Origin of the sequence: Winogradskyella maritima (assembly GCF_042650215.1) — a bacterium.
GTDB classification, from domain to species: Bacteria; Bacteroidota; Bacteroidia; order Flavobacteriales; family Flavobacteriaceae; genus Winogradskyella; species Winogradskyella maritima.
In genome coordinates, this window is the sequence record NZ_JBHSAT010000023.1 from 320,896 (window position 1) to 340,513 (window position 19,618).

The 19,618-nt window shown below is 38.9% G+C and carries 18 protein-coding genes; 13 read left to right on the forward strand and 5 right to left on the reverse strand.

All coding sequences use genetic code 11. The features are described 5' to 3' along the window. Window positions 1–19: 19 nt before the first annotated feature. The 3 genes from ACFOSX_RS14665 to ACFOSX_RS14675 form a co-directional block, all read right to left on the reverse strand. Complete coding sequence (locus ACFOSX_RS14665) at window positions 20–1,549, reverse strand: T9SS type A sorting domain-containing protein (RefSeq protein ID WP_386102914.1); 1,530 nt, start codon at window positions 1,547–1,549, stop codon at window positions 20–22. Window positions 1,550–1,591: 42 nt separating this feature from the next. After that, window positions 1,592–2,590: a GTPase ObgE gene (obgE, locus tag ACFOSX_RS14670; protein WP_386102917.1), complete on the reverse strand. Its 999-nt coding sequence runs from the start codon at window positions 2,588–2,590 to the stop codon at window positions 1,592–1,594. A gap of 78 nt (window positions 2,591–2,668) precedes the next feature. Further along, the gene (locus ACFOSX_RS14675) at window positions 2,669–3,778 is read right to left on the reverse strand and encodes an adenylate kinase (protein WP_386102920.1); all 1,110 of its coding nucleotides are present in this window, start codon (window positions 3,776–3,778) and stop codon (window positions 2,669–2,671) included. A gap of 152 nt (window positions 3,779–3,930) precedes the next feature. On the opposite strand from ACFOSX_RS14675, the gene purK reads away from it, so the two are divergent. From purK to ACFOSX_RS14720, 9 genes are all read left to right on the forward strand, one after another. Further along, a complete protein-coding gene (purK, locus tag ACFOSX_RS14680; protein ID WP_386103066.1) occupies window positions 3,931–5,097 on the forward strand; it encodes a 5-(carboxyamino)imidazole ribonucleotide synthase in 1,167 nt (388 codons plus the stop codon). Between the two features lie 89 nt (window positions 5,098–5,186). After that, complete coding sequence (purE, locus tag ACFOSX_RS14685; protein ID WP_386102923.1) at window positions 5,187–5,669, forward strand: 5-(carboxyamino)imidazole ribonucleotide mutase; 483 nt, start codon at window positions 5,187–5,189, stop codon at window positions 5,667–5,669. A gap of 46 nt (window positions 5,670–5,715) precedes the next feature. Next, window positions 5,716–6,072 (forward strand): GIY-YIG nuclease family protein, encoded by a 357-nt coding sequence (locus tag ACFOSX_RS14690; RefSeq protein ID WP_386102926.1) that lies wholly within the window; start codon window positions 5,716–5,718, stop codon window positions 6,070–6,072. Between the two features lie 129 nt (window positions 6,073–6,201). Beyond that, a complete protein-coding gene (locus ACFOSX_RS14695; protein WP_386102929.1) occupies window positions 6,202–8,235 on the forward strand; it encodes a M3 family metallopeptidase in 2,034 nt (677 codons plus the stop codon). A 116-nt stretch (window positions 8,236–8,351) separates the two neighbouring features. Then, on the forward strand, window positions 8,352–8,855 hold the full coding sequence (locus ACFOSX_RS14700) for a GbsR/MarR family transcriptional regulator (protein ID WP_386102932.1): 504 nt from the start codon (window positions 8,352–8,354) through the stop codon (window positions 8,853–8,855). Window positions 8,856–9,238: 383 nt separating this feature from the next. After that, window positions 9,239–9,667, forward strand: coding sequence for a hypothetical protein (locus ACFOSX_RS14705; RefSeq protein ID WP_386102935.1), 429 nt, complete (start codon window positions 9,239–9,241; stop codon window positions 9,665–9,667). Continuing rightward, window positions 9,664–10,539 carry an SAM-dependent methyltransferase gene (locus tag ACFOSX_RS14710; protein ID WP_386102938.1) on the forward strand — a complete coding sequence of 292 codons (876 nt, stop codon included), beginning with the start codon at window positions 9,664–9,666 and terminating at the stop codon, window positions 10,537–10,539. Before ACFOSX_RS14705 ends, ACFOSX_RS14710 begins: the two co-directional genes overlap by 4 nt. 58 nt (window positions 10,540–10,597) lie before the next feature. Next, window positions 10,598–11,152: a sigma-70 family RNA polymerase sigma factor gene (locus ACFOSX_RS14715; protein ID WP_386102941.1), complete on the forward strand. Its 555-nt coding sequence runs from the start codon at window positions 10,598–10,600 to the stop codon at window positions 11,150–11,152. Window positions 11,153–11,158: 6 nt separating this feature from the next. Then, the gene (locus tag ACFOSX_RS14720) at window positions 11,159–11,419 is read left to right on the forward strand and encodes a hypothetical protein (protein WP_386102944.1); all 261 of its coding nucleotides are present in this window, start codon (window positions 11,159–11,161) and stop codon (window positions 11,417–11,419) included. On the opposite strand, the gene ACFOSX_RS14725 is transcribed toward ACFOSX_RS14720, so the two are convergent. Further along, window positions 11,393–12,226, reverse strand: coding sequence for a hypothetical protein (locus ACFOSX_RS14725; RefSeq protein WP_386102947.1), 834 nt, complete (start codon window positions 12,224–12,226; stop codon window positions 11,393–11,395). The genes ACFOSX_RS14720 and ACFOSX_RS14725 overlap by 27 nt on opposite strands. A 123-nt stretch (window positions 12,227–12,349) precedes the next feature. Here ACFOSX_RS14725 and gcvP point away from each other — a divergent pair, with 123 nt between their 5' ends. The 4 genes from gcvP (at window position 12,350) to ACFOSX_RS14745 (ending at window position 17,884) form a co-directional block, all read left to right on the forward strand. Further along, window positions 12,350–15,199, forward strand: coding sequence for an aminomethyl-transferring glycine dehydrogenase (gcvP, locus tag ACFOSX_RS14730; RefSeq protein ID WP_386102950.1), 2,850 nt, complete (start codon window positions 12,350–12,352; stop codon window positions 15,197–15,199). A 173-nt stretch (window positions 15,200–15,372) separates the two neighbouring features. Continuing rightward, window positions 15,373–16,431, forward strand: coding sequence for a 3-oxoacyl-ACP synthase III family protein (locus ACFOSX_RS14735; RefSeq protein ID WP_386102953.1), 1,059 nt, complete (start codon window positions 15,373–15,375; stop codon window positions 16,429–16,431). 15 nt (window positions 16,432–16,446) lie between these two features. Beyond that, window positions 16,447–16,968 (forward strand): methyltransferase, encoded by a 522-nt coding sequence (locus ACFOSX_RS14740; RefSeq protein ID WP_386102956.1) that lies wholly within the window; start codon window positions 16,447–16,449, stop codon window positions 16,966–16,968. Window positions 16,969–17,029: 61 nt separating this feature from the next. Beyond that, complete coding sequence (locus ACFOSX_RS14745) at window positions 17,030–17,884, forward strand: glycosyltransferase family 2 protein (protein ID WP_386102959.1); 855 nt, start codon at window positions 17,030–17,032, stop codon at window positions 17,882–17,884. A gap of 37 nt (window positions 17,885–17,921) precedes the next feature. Here the strand turns inward: ACFOSX_RS14745 and ACFOSX_RS14750 are convergent, their stop codons facing one another. Next, window positions 17,922–19,583 (reverse strand): T9SS type A sorting domain-containing protein, encoded by a 1,662-nt coding sequence (locus ACFOSX_RS14750; protein ID WP_386102962.1) that lies wholly within the window; start codon window positions 19,581–19,583, stop codon window positions 17,922–17,924. Window positions 19,584–19,618 lie beyond the last annotated feature (35 nt).

A 19,618-nucleotide genomic window follows, 5' to 3' on the forward strand; every position in this document is an offset into this window, starting at 1 on the left:
CAAATAACATGAAGGCTTCTTATTGCTTAATTATTTTGAACATATGGGTAGAAGATTCCTCATCACTAACGCTTAAAAAGTAAAGCCCTGACTGATAGCTTGACAAGTCTAAATGACTATTCACAGATAAAGGCTTAATTTCAATTAATTTACCTGAAATATCATATATATACGCTTCATTTAAAGCCAAATCCTTATTAAATTTTATGAAATCTTTGAATGGGTTTGGGTATACAGCCAAATCATGATGGTCAAAATTATTATTAGACAATGTACCTGCTTCTCTTAAAGTTATCTCAAATGGACCTACAGCTCGCCTTCCAGAATCACTATTGTTTGACCAAACTTGCGCATAATAATTTGTATTTGCTGTTAGCATAACATTTTCTAAAATGCCTGCTCCACATGAATTCGAAACTTGTGTTGGTTCACCGCATTGTCCTTCCCATAACTGCAAAAAATAACCATCTGACACCTGTAAATCAACCGTTATATCGCTATTAAAATTAAGCCAAAACCAGATATCTTTTCGGTCTGGACTATCATTACAAGAAGGTGCAAGATTTGATAATGTTGAGTATGTATTTGATACGTCTAATGTATTCCCTAAACTCAATTCTGGAAAGGATAAATAACTCGTACAACTAAGAGAATCATTAAATGGTGGTATCTGACAGATATCGGTTATTTCAAACACTGAATCACATCCACTAGCGTTGTTTGACACCTCGAATACGTCCAACATTGGAGTCGCATCACAAAGCCAAAGCGAATTACATACAGAAAGCAAGGGATTATTTTCTATCGTTACACGTGCGCCACAGCTAAACTCATACATATCTTGAAATCCATCAATATCTGATAGATTATCATTATCCTTAATAACAAACCCGCATAGAGGGTTTACTGCGTTTAAATCTGAAAACGAACTCATTGTATCATTATTAATTAAATACAAGGTGCCTAATGTTGTAAGATTAGCCAATCCATTAAAACTAAAAAGATTGCTATTATTCTCTATATATAAATCTTCAATAAGTTCAAAACCACTTAAGCCAGTAAAATCGGAAAGTCCATTATTGTTTATTATGTTAATATTGTAGCCTGTTGGTCCCATTCCCTGAAGGCCATCAAGATTCAATAAGGAAGGATTGTTGACAACATTCACATCTATTGGCTGATTTGTAGACCCATTTGACAAACCAGACAGACTGTTCAACAGTGGATTATTTTCAAATAAGAAGAAAAAACTTGACTCTAAGTTATAAGAGGTAACTGAACTCAAACCGTCTAAATTCGTTAAAAGAGGATTATCCTTAACAATAATTGCGTTGAAACTATTTAAGCCATTTAAACCGTCAACATTGGTAATGTCATTACCACTTATAATTAAATTGAAAGTGGTGTCTGTACAGCCTAGATAGTTGGTTAAAAAATCATCTATTTGCTGTTGCGAACTAAATGTAAAATCCGATTGAGAAGTTGGGCATTGTGACAATAGAACATAGATATTCAAAAAGCAACAGCCTAAAAGTAATTTGTATTTCATTTAACCAATTGATTAGTAACAGCATAAAGCTACAACAAAAAACTAATTATTCAATAACTGCCACAATTTATCCTTCAAAGGTTGAAGACCTTGTTGTGCAACCGAAGATATAAAAAGATAATCAACTGGCAATGTGCCATCTAGTTCAGACTTTAATTCGGCTTTTAACTCGTCATCCAACATATCGGATTTTGAAATGGCGACCAATCGGTCTTTGTCAAGCATTTCAGGATTATAGCGTCGTAGTTCATCCAATAAGATGTCATACTGTTCTTTAATGTCCTTGGCATCCGCTGGAATTAAAAACAGTAAAATTGAATTTCGTTCTATATGACGCAAAAAGTAGTAGCCCAAACCTTTGCCTTCAGCGGCCCCTTCGATAATTCCAGGGATATCTGCCATCACAAACGATTGGTAATCGCGATATTCCACAATACCTAAATTAGGTTTTAGTGTGGTAAATTCGTAATCAGCAATTTTAGGTTTTGCTGATGTCAACACAGAAAGTAAGGTTGATTTTCCTGCATTTGGAAATCCGACCAGACCAACGTCCGCCAAGACTTTCAGCTCAATAGTAATATTTCTTTCTTCCAGCGGAATTCCAGGCTGTGCATAGCGTGGGGTCTGATTGGTAGAGCTTTTAAAGTGCCAGTTACCACGACCACCCATACCACCTTCAGCGACGATTTTTTCCTCGCCATCCTCGATAATTTCAAATAAAATTTCTTCTGTTTCAGAATCGCGCACAACGGTACCCAAAGGCACATCGATGTACATATCGTCACCATCGGCACCAGTACTCCGCCCACTACTGCCATGTGCGCCGTGACCCGCTTTGACGTGACGCTTAAATTTTAAATGCACCAGAGTCCACAGATTAGAATTCCCACGAATAATAACATGACCACCACGACCACCATCACCACCATCGGGACCGCCTTTGGCGATGTACTTTTCGCGATGCAAGTGTGCCGAGCCTTTACCTCCGTTTCCGGAAGAGACATGCATTTTAACGTAGTCTACAAAATTGCCTTCAGTCATGTGTACTTCCCGCGAAGGCGGGAATCTTATTAAGTTATTCGAAAGTCTGATGAGATTCCTGCCTACGCAGGAATGACACTATAAATTATCAATCACAGCACTCAATCGCTCGGTGATATCTTCAATACTTCCGACGCCATCGACACCAAAATACTTGTCTTGAGCTGTGTAATAGTCTTTTAAGATTGCGGTTTCTGCGTAATAGACCTTGATACGGTTTCTAATCACATCTTCATTGGCATCATCCGCTCTTCCGCTCGTTTTTCCACGTTCCAATAAACGACCGACCAAGACATCATCTTCAACTTCCAAAGCTATCATGGCATTGATTTGTGAATCCTTAGACTGCATCAACTCGTCTAAAGCTTTGGCTTGCGCGTCGGTTCTTGGGAACCCATCGAAAATAAACCCATTAGCATCGGCATTTTTCTCTACCTCAGCATTTAGCATTTTTATGGTCACCTCGTCTGGCACCAAGTGGCCTTTGTCCATATAAGACTTAGCCAACATACCGAGAGCGGTTTCGTTTTTTATGTTATAGCGGAACACATCTCCCGTAGAAATGTGAACCAAATCGTATTTTTCCTTTAGAAAATTGGCTTGCGTTCCTTTTCCGGCTCCTGGAGGGCCAAAAAGCACCAAATTTGTCATGTGTTGTGTTGTTTTGAGTTGATATACTTCAGGTAAATCACGTCCCAATCCGTTATAATCCAAGCCGTAACCGACGATGAATTTATTAGGGATTTCCAATCCGACGTAATCTAATTTATAGTCTTTCTTGTAAGCTTCGGGCTTGTAAAACAAGGTCGCGATAAGGAGCTGTTTTACATTTTCGTTTTTAAAAATACGGTGAACTTCTTCGAGCGTGTTTCCGGAGTCGATAATATCTTCTAGAATGACGATGGTTCTTCCCGATAAATCCTGCGTCAACCCAATAAGGCGTTGAATATCCTCGGTGGATTTCACCCCTTCGTATGACGCCAATTTTATAAAAGTAACCTCGCAAGGATGTGGATACTTCTTCACAAAATCACTGACAAACATAAAAGAGCCATTCAAAATACCAATAAAAACAGGCATGTCGTCTTTTAAATCTTCAGCAATTGCATCCACCATTTTTTGCACGGCACCCTCGAGGGTCTCGGCATTAATGAAGGGTTTAAATTGTAAATCGTGAAGCTGTATCAACGGTTATATTTTTAAAAATGCAAAGATAACCAATAGATTGGGGATTCGTGGCTTTTGAATTCTTAATTTGAATGGGATTCCCATTAATAACCGTATTTTTGTGATGGAAATGAGTATTAACTTAAAGTTTTCCGTTGTCACGGAAAGTCAACATGAATTACTTCTCTTCAGATTTTACCCTCGGCATATTAGGCGGTGGCCAATTGGGCAAAATGATGCTCTACACCACCAGAAAATTCGATATTAAAACCAAAGTAATAGACCCTTCAGAATCTGCGCCATCTCGATTGGCCTGTGATGATTTTGAAACGGGGGACTTAATGGACTTTGATACCGTCGTAAATTTTGGGCGTACGGTTGATGTGTTGACTTTTGAAATTGAAAATGTCAATGTGGACGCTCTTGAAACCTTAGAAGATGAAGGTATAAAAGTGTTCCCAAGTTCGAAGACGTTAAGAACCATTCAGAATAAAGCGACGCAGAAACTGTTTTATAGAGATAATGACATTCCTACATCGCCATTTTCGCGTTTTGCCTACACGTCTGAAATTAAGGATGCAGTGGACAATGGCGGACTCTCCTACCCCTTTGTTTGGAAAAGTGCACAGTTTGGCTACGATGGTATGGGTGTAAAAATAGTACGTCGCTATACCGATTTGATTGATTTACCAAATGTGGAATGCATTGCCGAAGAATTGGTGCCCTTTAAGCACGAATTGGCTGTAATAGTCGCTAGAAATGAAGATGGGGATTTGAAAACCTATCCGGTGGTTGAGATGGAATTTCATCCTGAAGCCAATCAAGTAGAGTATGTGATTTGTCCGGCAAGGATTCCTGATACAATCGCTAAAAAAGCAGAATTGGTGGCGTTGAGAACAGCCTCAGCTTTTGAGCATGTAGGTTTGTTGGCAGTGGAAATGTTCCAGACACAAGACGATGAGATTTTGGTTAATGAGGTGGCACCTCGTCCTCATAACTCAGGACACTACAGTATTGAAGGCAGTTACACTTCGCAATTTGAACAACAGATTAGAGCCATACTTAACTTACCTTTGGGTAAAACCGAAAGTACTGTTGCCGGCGTGATGGTGAACTTAGTCGGTGCAGAAGATTATACCGGCGATGTGGTTTATGAGAATATAGAAAAAATCATGACTATGGAAGGTGTAACACCGCACATTTATGGAAAGAAACAAACGCGCCCGTTTAGAAAAATGGGACACGTCACTATTGTGAATTCTGATGTAAACGAAGCAAGACGTATAGCTGAAGAGGTGAAGAAAACGATAAAAGTAATTAGTGCAACAAATACCAAATGACAACCCCCGATTACATCGGGACTAAATTCCAAAAACCTAATGATTGGAATTTTGGTTCCAAAGTTTCGGAATAATAAAATTGAAAATTGATGAATAAAGTAGCCGTAATCATGGGAAGCAAAAGTGACTTGCCTGTAATGCAAGACGCGATTGACATTTTAAAAGGTTTTGATATTGAGGTAGAAGTGGATATTGTTTCTGCGCACCGTACACCAGAAAAATTATTCGATTTTAGTAAGAATGCTCATGAGCGAGGCATCAAAGTCATTATTGCCGGCGCCGGAGGCGCGGCCCACTTACCGGGCATGGTGGCTTCTTTATCCCCTTTACCTGTGATTGGTGTTCCTGTAAAAAGTAGCAATTCTATAGACGGCTGGGATTCTGTGCTGTCCATTTTACAAATGCCAGGTGGTGTGCCCGTAGCAACAGTTGCCTTAAACGGTGCCAAAAATGCGGGGATTTTAGCGGCACAGATTATTGGGTCTAGCGATACTTGTGTGCTTGACAAGATTAAAGTCTATAAAGAAGGTTTAAAGGCGAAGGTTATGGAGTCTGCTAAGGATTTGAAATGATTCTCTTGAAGTTGACTGTCTGGTCGAGCGCAGTCGAGACCTCGCTATGAAAAACCATTTCATATATATAATTCAATGTTCAGATGGATTACTGTATACAGGATTTACAAACAATATTAAGAGACGGCTCGATGAGCATCAACAAGGCTTAAACAAATCCTGCTTTACCTATAGAAGACGACCACTTCAACTTATTTTCCATCAAGAATTCAATGATGTCAAGCAAGCCATATACTTCGAAAAAAAGATTAAACGATGGAGTGCTAAAAAGAAACTAGCCTTAGTCTGTAATGATTTTGATATGCTTCAGATTTTATCTGAATGTAGAAATCAAACCCATGCAAAATACAGACCCACAAACGAGGAGGTCTCGACTGCGCTCGACCAGACATATCAAGATTAGGATGAGAACTTAAACGAAGTAATCAATCTTTCGCATTAATAAGCCACATATTTAAAGTCTAAAATTGATATTTTTGTTATTCAGAATAGGCACTCATCTGTTGACTATTTTTACATCAAATTCAATATAATGACCATCCTCAACAAACCTTTCAATACCCCATACAACACAGCACCGTTTTCAAAAATCAAAACGGAAGATTTTAAGCCTGCATTTGAATTAGCTATTAAGCGCGCTAAAGCAGAAATTGATGCCATTGCGCAAAATAAAGAAGGCCCAACGTTTCAAAACACCATCGAGGCCTTAGATTACAGCGGGGAAGAATTGGATAGATTATCTAGCATCTTCTTTAATTTGAATTCCGCTGAAACCAGTGATACTATTCAAAAGATTGCACAAGAGGTTTCCCCTTGGCTATCAGATTTCAGTAATGATATTACGTTGAATGAAGACTTATTCAAACGCGTAAAATCGGTTTACGACTCAAAATCAGAGTTGCATCTCACAACCGAGCAACAAACTCTTTTAGATAAAAAATATAAAGGTTTTTCTAGAAACGGTGCCAATCTTAACGAGTCTGACAAAGAAAAACTCCGTGCGATTGACAAAAAATTGAGTCAGTTAAAACTGAAATTCGGGGAGCATATTTTAGCAGAAACTAATCGTTATAAAATGCATTTAACGAATGAAGATGACCTTGCCGGCTTACCAGATGGCTCAAAAGAAGCGGCGAAACAACGTGCAGAAGCAGGTGGTAAAGAAGGTTGGTTGATAACCTTGGATTATCCGAGCTACATTCCGTTTATGACTTATGCAGATAATCGCGAATTACGTAAAAAACTGTCGATTGCTTTTGGTCGGAAAGGTTTTCAGAATGATGAACTGGACAATCAAGATATCGTTCTAGACATCGCTAAACTTAGAAACCAGCGCGCAAAACTTTTGGGGTATAATACCCACGCCCATTTTGTATTGGAAGAGCGTATGGCCGAAACACCAGATAATGTTAAGTCCTTTTTAAATGAACTTTTAGATAAAGCCAAGCCTGCGGCGGAAGATGAGTTTAAAACCCTCAGTGCCTTTGCCAAAGAAACCGGTGGTATAGAAACGCTTCAAAAATGGGATGGGGCTTACTATTCCGAAAAACTGAAACAAAAATTATTTCAGTTGGATGATGAACAACTCAAACCGTATTTCAAACTTGAAAACGTGATTGATGGTGCGTTTACAGTGGCTACAAAATTATTCGGACTTCAATTTAAGGAGGTAGATACCATTGATAAATATCACGAAGATGTGCTGACGTATGAAGTTTTGGATGTCAACGGTGACTTAGTTTCCGTTTTTTATGCAGATTTCTTTCCAAGAGCAGGAAAACGAAACGGTGCATGGATGACCTCGTTTAAGCCACAAATGATTAAGGATGGTATTAATGAAAGACCGCACGTTTCCATCGTTTGTAATTTCACAAAGCCTACAAAAAGCAAGCCGTCATTGCTGACCTTTAATGAGGTCACAACCTTATTTCATGAGTTTGGACATGCGTTGCACGGCATGTTAGCCAATACAACCTATCCAAGTCTATCTGGCACTAGCGTCTATTGGGATTTTGTGGAATTGCCAAGTCAGATTTTAGAGAATTGGTGTTATGAGGAAGCGACGCTAAAATTATTTGCCAAGCATTATGAGACGGGCGAAGTCATTCCGATGGAACTGGTAGAAAAAATAAAAGCTTCAGCTACATTTCAAGAAGGAATGCAAACGCTTAGACAATTAAGTTTTGGGTTATTGGATATGAGCTGGCATGCCAACGAATCGCCAGAAAAAATCACCTCTGTAAAGGCACATGAATCTGAAGCCTTTAAAGGCACCAAGCTCTATCCAGATGTTGAGGAAAATTGCATGAGTACCTCATTTGCCCATATCTTTCAGGGTGGCTATTCTTCGGGGTATTACAGTTATAAATGGGCCGAAGTCTTGGATGCCGATGCCTTCGAATATTTTAAACAGGAAGGCATTTTCAATAAAACGGTAGCGGATAAATTTAAAAATCATGTGTTGTCGCAAGGTGGCACAGAACACCCCATGACACTTTACAAACGCTTTAGAGGACAAGAACCAAAGCCTGAAGCTTTGTTACGACGAGCGGGGTTGATTAATTAGATACTTCCGTTTTTTTAAGACCTGTCAGGTTTTGGAAACCTTACAGGTCTTTACTATCTATTAATATAAACTTTCAATAATTATTGAAAGTTTAAAATTTATTGTATATTTGTGTTATGGAATATCACGAAGCAAAAAATAAATTTATCAGCACTTGGGGAAGTCTCGGGAGTTTGTGGGGCATCAACAAGGCTATGGCACAAATACAAGCGCTTCTTTTTATCTCAACCGAGCCACTGTCTATGGAGGACATTATGGACGATTTAAAAATCTCTCGTGGTAATACGAGCATGAATCTCCGTCAATTGATTGACTGGGGCATCGTAACAAAAGTTTTGGTTACAGGTGAACGCAAGGAATTCTTTACCACAGAAAAGGATGTTCAAGAATTGGCCAGAATTGTTGCAAAAGAACGAAGCCGACGCGAAATTAAACCTGTGATTAAAGTCTTGAATGAGGTCTCTTCCATTAAGGACGACGGCAAAAAAGAAACCAAGGAACTCATAAAACAAACCAAAGCCCTCAAAACGCTAACGGAAGATTTAGACATCTTAATGAATAAAATGATTGACCAAAAACAAAATTGGCTGACTAAATCGGTCTTTAAACTGTTGAAATAATTTTTTTAAAACAAACTTTCAATTTTTTCTGAAATTTTAAAATATAAAAACCATGAAGCATATTTATCAAACCAACAAAATATTAACCATTGCACTCTTACTTATTTCATTGACATTTTGGGGTGGTCTAATTGCCCTTCCAGTCTTAGGATTGACACAAATTATAATGTGCATCATCATATTTCGGAATCTCTCAAAGCTAAATAAAAAAACTAGAAGTATTTTTATACTTATATCATATTGACCATTGTATTAGCAATCACTTTTAAACTTCTACAACTTTGTGGTTTTGAAACCTTGGTACTTCTATTTATATGGATGTTTGTTTCCGCATTCTTAGCATGTTTTCATTTATACAGTACCTATAAAATCAATACTCAATTATGAACTATCAAACACCAAATTGGCTCATCATCCTTGGTGGATTCGGCCAAATCTTTACAGCATTAATCTATCCTTGGATTAGACATCGCGTTTTTGATTGGTATACAGACGTTAAACAATTAAAGCCATTGAATCAAGAGATTGCCAAAACCTACGGAAGATATATTCAAGGTTTAAATTTCGCTTTCGGGCTTATCGCTATTTTAATACCAAATGATTTAAAAAACGGGACCAATCTTGCCATAGCAATGACAGCACTTATTGGCGCTTATTGGGTCGGTAAGGTTGCTACTCAAATTGCCTACTATCCGATGTATCAAATTCCACAAAAGACCATATTCAAAATAGGAAGCTATTTCATGAATATACTTTTTACTCTTTTCGCCATTGTCTACACATGGTTATTCATTTTAAATATTACATCATGAAAACAACAACACTCCCATTTAACCAAACCCTAGACCAAAACAAATTAGACATTACTAATTTCTATAATGAAGCTACGGAAGATTACGAGTTTTGGAGTAGCGATTTTAATATGCACTTTGGGTATTTTATTCCGTTTAAAACGAATCCGTTCAGTAGAGATGTCATGCTAAATCAGATGAATCATCAAGTATTGAAGCGTCTAAAAATCAATTCAGGAAAACACCGTCTTATCGATTTGGGCTGTGGTATGGGCGGGACAATGCGTTATGCCCTTCGCCATTGTAAAAACATAATTGCTTATGGCGTCACGTTGTCAGACTTTCAGGTAACACAAGGCAACGATTTACTCAAGGGTGAAAATGGCATCATTATAAAGGAAAATTATAATAAGACCTCGTTTCAATCCAACTCCTTTAATTCGGCGGTTGCTATTGAGAGTTTCTGCCATTCGGGTCACGAAAAACAATCCGTACAAGAAGCTTTTCGCTTGTTAAAACCTGGCGGGCGATTGGTAATTGCCGATGCCTTCCTTAAAAAACCAGTCTCACAATTGTGTTACGGCTCTAAATACGCTTATAACAAATTGTGCAATCATTGGAGTTTAAAACGCTTAGAGACCATCAGCAACATGACCAAATATCTAAAAGAATCAGGATTTAAAACCGTTACAGTTGAAGATGTCTCTTTTAGAGTAGCACCTTCCGTACTTCATGTCCCTTTTGCTATCATCGGGTTTATTCTGAAAAAACTATTAACCTTCAAACCGTTAAAAAAAGAAAGTTTACACAACCTTGGCGGGTCGTTTTACGCTTTACTTTCGGGCTTACACATGAAGAGTTTTGGCTATTACCTCATAACAGCGGAAAAGTAGTTGAATCGTTTGCCTAAAATGTATTATTTTTAGCCCTTAATTGTCTCAAACGAGCCACATGGCTAAACACCAATTAGACCCAAATCAGTGGGTAAAACTTTATTCGGATTACCTCTTCAACTACACCATTACGCGTGTTAATGACCGGGATATGGCCAAAGATTTGGTGTCTGAAACCTTTTTGGCAGGCCTCAAATCCATGGCTAATTTTAAAGGCGAAGCGAGTGAACGCACTTGGTTGATTTCGATTTTAAAACGAAAAATCATTGATTATTATCGTAAAATCAATTCAAAGAAAGGCAAAGCCGAAGTACGCATGTCCTACAATAGCGATTCTGAGTCTGAAGGCGATTGGCTAGAAGAGCGCGTCGCCGACCCTTTTGATAAAACAGCTGAGGATGATATGGAAAATTCGGAATTAGGCTCGGCAATTCACGATTGTCTATCTAAATTACCGGCTAAACAAGCGGAAGTATTTAAGATGAAAACCATTTTAAATTACGAAACCGAAACAATTTGTAATGAATTGAATATTACAGCGTCTAACCTTTGGGTAATCATCCACAGAGCACGTACTGCCTTGGCTGATTGCATGGAAAAAAATTGGTTTTAAATTAATATGAGTAAGTTATTCGTAAGCTGTGATGAAGCAAATCACGTGTGTGATAAGAATCAGTATAAAGAAGCAAGTCTTTGGGAAAAGGTTAAGCTGAATATACACTTGATTTATTGTGGTGCCTGCAGAAAATATTCCAGCAGAAACGGCAAACTGACCAAGCTTTTTAAGTCGGATAAGGTTGAAGTAATGCACAATGCTGAACGCGAGAAACTACAATCCGCATTTGAGCAAGAGTTAGCCAAGCATCACAATCAAGGCTAACCAAAATATTGGAATGGCCTCGACCCAAAAGGCACTGTAATACCCAGATTGTTCTTTCTTAGAGAACAACAGAAAAAATAAGGTTATACAAATTAAAATTAAGCTCGAAAGGATGGTAGACACATCCAATTCGTCTTTAAAAAATTCAAGCATAAAAAATAGAATCAAAACCAAAGCACCAATAGCTTTGGTTTTTTTTATGCCAATGGTTTGCGGTAAGGTTGCCAGTTTTATGCTGTCGTAGTTCAAATCTCTGATTTCAAACGGCAACATCAGTACAACGACAAGCAGATAGCGTTGAATGCCACAAATTATCACATCCCAAGTCAAGCTTGAAGCCGTTTCCAACACAGGAAGACCTACCGTCACCAAAGCCCAAACTAAAGCGATGATATAAATTTTCAGGCCTCCAATATTTCTGAGATTCTGATGTTCATCTATAAAATGCCGTTTTGGAATAAGCGGGATAGCATATAAAAATGTAATACTACCCAAAACAGCCAAAAATACCAGACTTTCAAATTGAAGCTGAAGTGCAAAATACCCCATAAAACCAATACAGATAAAAGAGAATATCTGTATGACTTTTAACCAAGTCGCCAAACTCCGATGATGAAACTTGGCCAAACCAAAATACTTCACAAAGTTGTAACCAGTAATCGTTGCAAAAAAGACAAAATATAATAACTGTTGTTCCAGCTGTTTTTCAATCTGAATCCCCGTCACAAGCACCAAAGCCGTCAAACTCAAAGCTACGTGGATACTGCTGTTTAAATAGAAATTAAAAAGAGCTTTAAGCGGTTTCATACTATAAAAATAATCAAAGTGTTAATAACGCTTAGATTCGGTTAAAAACTTTAAAAAAGCCCCACATTAAAACACCTCTATTTCCTTAACTTTGCATATCGAAAAAATTTAGCTTTCTACAGCATGAACACAACATCTTTCGCCTTAAGACACATCGGCCCAAACGCTGAAGACCAAAAGGCAATGCTAGACGCCATAGGCGCATCGAGTATCGACAAATTGATTTCTGAAACCATTCCGCACGGCATACGTTTAGAAAACGATTTGGATTTAGACCCAGCCATGAGTGAGCAAGAATATTTGTCTCACATCTATGAGCTATCTAACCTCAATAAAATATACAAGTCTTACATCGGCATGGGTTACCACCCGTCTAATCTACCATCGGTTATTCAACGTAATATTTTAGAAAGCCCAGGATGGTATACAGCCTATACGCCTTACCAAGCTGAGATTGCGCAGGGTCGATTGGAAGCGCTTCTTAATTTTCAAACCATGGTGATTGACCTCACAGGAATGGAAATGGCTAATGCCTCTCTTCTCGACGAAAGTACAGCGGCTGCAGAAGCTATGAGCTTATTGTTTGCCGTTAGAGAAAGAGCCCAAAAGAAAGATGGTGTCAATAAATTCTTTGTTTCTGATTTAGTACTGCCACAAACCATTGATTTATTGGAAACACGTGCAAATCCAATAGGTATTGAATTAGTCATAGGTAACGAAGCAGATTACAATTTAACCGATGATTTCTTCGGAGCATTGCTACAATATCCAGGAAAAAATGGCCAGGTGACAGATATCAAGGATTTTATTGAAAAGGCAAATGCTCATGCTATAAAAGTGGCTGTAGCAGCTGATATTTTAAGTCTAGTTAAGCTTGAAGCTCCTGGTAAATTTGGTGCGGATGTTGTTGTCGGCACTACTCAACGATTCGGAATCCCAATGGGTTACGGTGGGCCTCACGCGGCTTATTTCGCTACAAAAGAAGCCTATAAACGTGATGTACCTGGACGAATTATTGGCGTGACTAAAGATGCAGATGGAAACCGTGCGCTGCGTATGGCATTACAAACCAGAGAACAGCATATTAAAAGAGACAAAGCGACATCAAACATCTGTACGGCGCAAGTATTATTGGCTGTTATGGCGGGGATGTATGCTGTCTATCATGGCCCAAAAGGCTTGGATTTCATTGCCACAAAAGTGAATGATTCAGCATCCACTTTAGCAAAGTCTCTAGAGCACCTTGGTTTAGAACAAGCGAACCCTTATTATTTTGACACCCTTCAGATTAAGGCTGATTCCGTTAATGTAAAGTATGAAGCCGAAAAACGTAATGTCAATTTTTATTATCCAGATAATAATACAGTAACCATCTCCTTAAACGAGACAACAAACATTAATGACCTTAATGAGATTATTGAAATTTTTGAAGCGGTTACCGAACAAAAAACAGAAAAAATCAAAACGCTTTCTGAAGACTACACCATTCCATCGGAATTGAGTCGTACGTCGGACTATTTAAGTTTCGAAGTATTCAATTCCTATCATTCTGAAACTGAATTGATGCGTTATATTAAGCGTTTAGAGCGAAAAGATTTGGCGTTAAACCACTCCATGATTTCTTTGGGCTCCTGCACCATGAAGCTGAATGCGGCATCAGAAATGCTACCTCTGAGTTGGTATAGTTGGGGGAATATGCACCCGTTTGTTCCAACCTATCAAGCAACGGGTTATAAACTGATGCTCAATGAGCTTGAAAACCAATTGACAGAAATTACCGGATTTGCAGGAACATCATTACAACCAAACTCTGGCGCACAAGGCGAGTTTGCGGGACTTATGGTAATCAAAGCCTATCACGAATCTCGTGGCGATCACCACAGAAATATCTGTTTAATTCCTTCATCAGCACACGGTACCAATCCAGCAAGTGCAGTTATGGCGGGTATGAAAGTCGTAGTGACCAAAGCGACCGAAGATGGTAATATAGATGTAGATGATTTAAGAGAGAAAGCTGAATTGCACAAAGACAACCTTTCAGCATTAATGGTGACCTATCCATCAACACATGGTGTTTACGAATCTGCTATAAAAGAAATTACGCAAATCATACATGATTTTGGTGGTCAAGTTTATATGGACGGTGCCAATATGAATGCGCAAGTTGGCTTAACCAACCCAGGGAATATTGGTGCTGATGTATGTCATCTCAACTTGCATAAAACTTTTGCCATTCCCCATGGCGGTGGCGGACCGGGCGTTGGCCCTATCTGCGTGGCAGAGCAACTCGTTCCTTTTCTGCCTGGAAACCCAATCGTGAAAACTGGTGGACACCAATCCATTACTGCAATTTCTGCAGCACCATTTGGTTCAGCATTGGCCTGTATTATTTCTTACGGTTACATTAAAATGTTAGGCGCCAAGGGGCTTAAAAAAGCAACAGAAGTTGCTATTTTAAATGCTAACTACATCAAAGAAAGATTGCAGGATTATTATCCGACGCTATATACTGGTGAAAACGGTAGGGCAGCACACGAGATGATTATAGATTGTCGCGATTTTAAAGCCAATGGCATAGAAGTTACCGATATCGCTAAACGCTTAATGGATTATGGTTTCCACGCACCAACGGTATCATTTCCGGTTGCAGGCACCATGATGATTGAGCCTACGGAAAGTGAAAGCAAAGCAGAAATGGATCGTTTTTGTGACGCCATGATTTCAATCCGAAAAGAAATTGACAGAGCGACTAAAGACGACCCAAACAATGTTCTAAAAAATGCACCACATACTATGGCGCTTTTGACTTCGGATGATTGGTCAATGCCGTATTCTAGACAGGAGGCCGCATTTCCATTAGACTATGTCCAGGACAATAAGTTTTGGCCTAGTGTACGACGTGTAGATGATGCTTACGGAGACAGAAATCTCATTTGTAGCTGTGCTCCTATTGAAGCATATGCAGAAGCCTAAAGCAAGCATTTGTACTTAAATAAGCGCCTCATTAGGACGCTTTTTTTGTGTTTTTTTTCGGAATAACCGTTATTTAGTGAGAATACTGGAAAAATTCAATTTTTAAATTATAAAGGCTAACCTAGAATCATTAAATTAGTTAGATTCGTAAATTAACTTGAAAGGTTCACGCCATGGGGATTAGAATATCAGGAACAGGAAGCTACATACCAAGTAGTGTTGAGAAGAACGCCGATTTTAAAGAACATCAATTTTTGAATACAGATGGTTCTGAGTTTCAACAAGAAAATAATGTGATTATTGAAAAATTCAAAGCCATTACAGGTATTGGTGAGCGACGCTATGCGGACCACCAACTCACGTCTTCGGATCTTGCTGTTTTAGCCGCTGAAAAAGCCATAACCAATGCTGGCATTGACCCAGAAACTATTGACTACATTATCCTTGCACATAATTTTGGTGATGTAAAACATGGCACCATTCAGAGCGATCTTCTACCATGTTTGGCCTCTAGGGTTAAGCATAGTTTACGAATAAGAAACCCTAAATGTGTGGCCTACGATATTTTGTTTGGCTGTCCAGGATGGGTAGAAGGAGTCATCCAAGCCCAAGCCTTTATTAAATCTGGAATAGCAAAACGATGTTTGGTTATTGGCTCCGAAACACTTTCTAGGGTTGTAGATAAGCACGACCGTGATAGTATGATTTACTCAGACGGTGCCGGCGCAACAATCATCGAAGCATCGGAGGAAGATGATGGTATTCTATCGCATGAAACGGCTAGTTTCACCTACGATGAAGCTTACTATTTATTTTTCGGAAAGTCGAACAACCAAGATTTGTGTCCAGATACACGTTACATAAAGATGGATGGGCGAAAAATTTACGAGTTTGCTTTAAAGCATGTTCCACTCGCTATGAAAACCTGCCTGGATAATAGTGGATGTGATATCAAGGATGTTAAAAAAATCTTTATCCATCAGGCGAATGAAAAAATGGATGAAGCTATTTTAAAGCGATTTTATCGATTGTACAAAACTGAAATCCCTGATGGCATTATGCCAATGAGTATCCACAAATTCGGAAATAGTTCTGTAGCAACAGTCCCAACACTTTTCGATTTAGTGAAAAATGGACAACTTAAAGGCCATGAACTCAGAAAAGGCGACATTATTATGTTTGCTAGTGTTGGCGCGGGTATGCATATCAACGCAATTACCTATAAATATTAGATTTTTTCGTAGCTCATGTATAAAACCATTCCTCATCGACGCTACGGAATTACGCTTGATTTTCTAAAAAAACACATCTCTAAAGAACAGTCGATTCTGGACTTGGGTGTACCCAATCCGTTTTCGGACATTATGGTGTCTGAAGGCTATACGGTTGAGAACACTAAAGGTGAAGACTTAGACGAAGACACCTCAACTATAGACAATTCAACTGCAGAGGTGGTTACTGCTTTTGAAATTTTTGAACATCTTCTCTCCCCATACACGGTTTTAAAAGCTATTAAAACGGACGAGCTGATTATCAGTGTGCCTCTAAAATTATGGTTCGCTTCAGCCTACCGAAGTAAGACCGACATGCGAGACCGGCACTATCATGAATTTGAAGATTGGCAACTAGATTGGCTATTGGAAAAAACAGGTTGGGAAATTAAAGATTGCATAAAATGGACCAACCCCACGTCTAAAATTGGACTTCGTCCATTGTTACGACGCTTTGTCCCTCGTTACTATATGGTATATGCCACAAAAGTCAAATAACCATCATTCATAAGGCATTCCCTATATTTACACTGCTTCAACATAAGGAAGCTTTTTTAGCATGAATTTCTGTATCATCATTCCCGCACATAACGAAGCTACCGTGATTGCTCAGACCTTAGAATCTTTGGTCAATCAGACGGTTTTGCCTTCGGAATTAATTGTGGTCAATGATAATTCAACCGATGGCTCACAAAAAATCATTGAAGGCTATATTGAAAGATACAATTGGATAACGCTGGTAAATTCAAGTTCGTCGGATAAACATCTACCTGGTGCCAAGATTATCAATGCGTTTTACAAAGGCTTTGAGCACATCAGCAAACCTTACGATATCATCTGTAAGTTTGATGCAGATTTAATTTTTTCTGAAAGTTATTTGGAAACCATTGCGAAGCACTTTCAAACGAATGAAAAACTCGGCATGGCTTCGGGTTTTTGTTATATTCAAAATAAAAGCGGAGAATGGATTCTTGAGAACCTTACCAACAAAGACCATATCCGAGGTGCTTTGAAAGCCTACCGCAAAAAGTGTTTTGAAGATATCGGCCAATTAAAACGCTCAATGGGTTGGGATACGGTTGATGAACTACTCGCTAAATTTCATGGATGGCAGATTATAACTGATGAAAGCCTTCATGTAAAACATTTGAAACCGACAGGACAATTCTACAACAAAGCTTCAAAATATTTGCAGGGCGAAGCGATGTACAAAATGCGATACGGATTCTGTATTACGTTGTTGTCAGCCTTAAAATTGGCTTTCAAAAAGAAGAATATCAATTTGTTTTTTGATTATATGTCGGGATATTTTCGTGCTAAAAAACAGAACTTGGCTTTTTTAGTCTCTGAAGAAGAGGGCAAATTTATAAGACAGTTGCGCTGGGACGGCATCAAAAATAAAGGGAGACGATAATTGTCTCCCTTTTCTGTTATACAACTATTAATAGCGCTTAGTTGATAACGACTCTCAAAATCTCTGGTTGTCCCGAATCACCTTCAACTCGAAGGAAATACAAACCTGGACTTAAATTCTGAATATTTAATTGTGCCTTCTGCTTTGTCGTACTTGTCTCAATAACGGGTTCGTTAGACATATTGAATAATTGTAATGACACACCTTTTTTGGATGGATGACCCAGTTTTACATTTAATACATCGGAGGCTGGATTTTCAATTATTGACGATCGCCCTGCATTGCCTTCATTACGGATAACACTAATAGAGTTTGATAAGTCGAAACAAAAATCGAATTCGCCAACGTTGCTAAATGTCGATAAATCCACATCGCCTGCGTAACGCATGTACCACAGCAGGCATGTTCCTGGTCCAGCACCATCAAAATTAGGAGCTGAAGCTGTTGGTGGTAATCCTAAGATATTAAGATCTTCATCTGTCACCACCCAGGTTGCATTTTCGCCAGAACTACCTTCTATAGTTACTGCGCCTTCAGCGATTTGGTCTGGCTGACCGTCTCCAACCGTGTTGAACGTAAATGTGTTGTTGTCTCCACCTGTAATTGTACCGCCTTCTGGTTGATTACGTACAACATCAATACCATTAGACAAGTCGTAACAGCCTGAAATATCAGCAATATTTGAACCTGCCGTGGCACCTTCCACTTCGCCAAAAGCACTTAAATGGTAAACCACACAGGTTCCGTCACCGGCACCATCAAAATCGACTACAAAAGGATTTGGTGGTGTTCCTAAAATCATGCCCTCACTATCCGTGACAATCCATTGGGAAAAATTGCCGACATTTCCAGATAAAGTAATGTCACCTTCAGGGATATTATCTGCTTCGCCGTCGCCCACACAATATTCAAAAGAACCCCCTTCCAAAATACCACCATCCGCTTCATAACGGATCACGGTAATTGGGTTAGACAATTCAAAGCAACCCTCTAAATCGCCAGCGTTGGTAACATCCAAAAAAGTTTCGGGATCGCCTTCAAAACTTAAATGCCAAACAAGACAGGTTCCTGCTCCTGCGGCATCAAAGTTAGGCGCGGATGGCGTCGGTGGTAATCCAAGAATATTTAAGTCTAAATCCGTAACAACCCATACCGAATTAGACCCTATATTTCCTTCTAAGGTAATGGCGCCTTCAGGAATATTATCCGCTTCTCCATCAACACAAAACGTAAAGATGTTGTTTTCACCTCCCGTGAGTGTGCCGCCTTCTGGTTTTAGATTTCGAACGACTTCTATATAATTTGAAAGGTCGTAACGTCCTCTTAGGTCGGAAAGGTTTTTTAATTTTTTAAATGGAGGAATACCATTATAGGACAAATGCCAAATACGACAAACACCAGGCCCGGCACCATCCAAATTAAACGGTGGTGCTGGTGGCAATGCCAAAATATTGTTTTGGTCATCGGTAATAATCCACTGTTTTAGTCGACCTGAAGCACCTTCAACGGTGACGTTAATTGGATCTGGAAATCCATCAACACAAATCGTGGTTTCATCTTCTGTGCTGATAAAACCACCATCTACATTACTATTGGGATTTTGAGCCATTAAAAATGAGGATCCTAATAGCGCTAAAACAAAAAAGAAGGAAAAATTTAGAGTAGTTCTGGGGAACTTAAAAGGTAAAATAGTTTTCATTGCCTTACTTTTTTATGATTAGAAAGGCAAGTTAT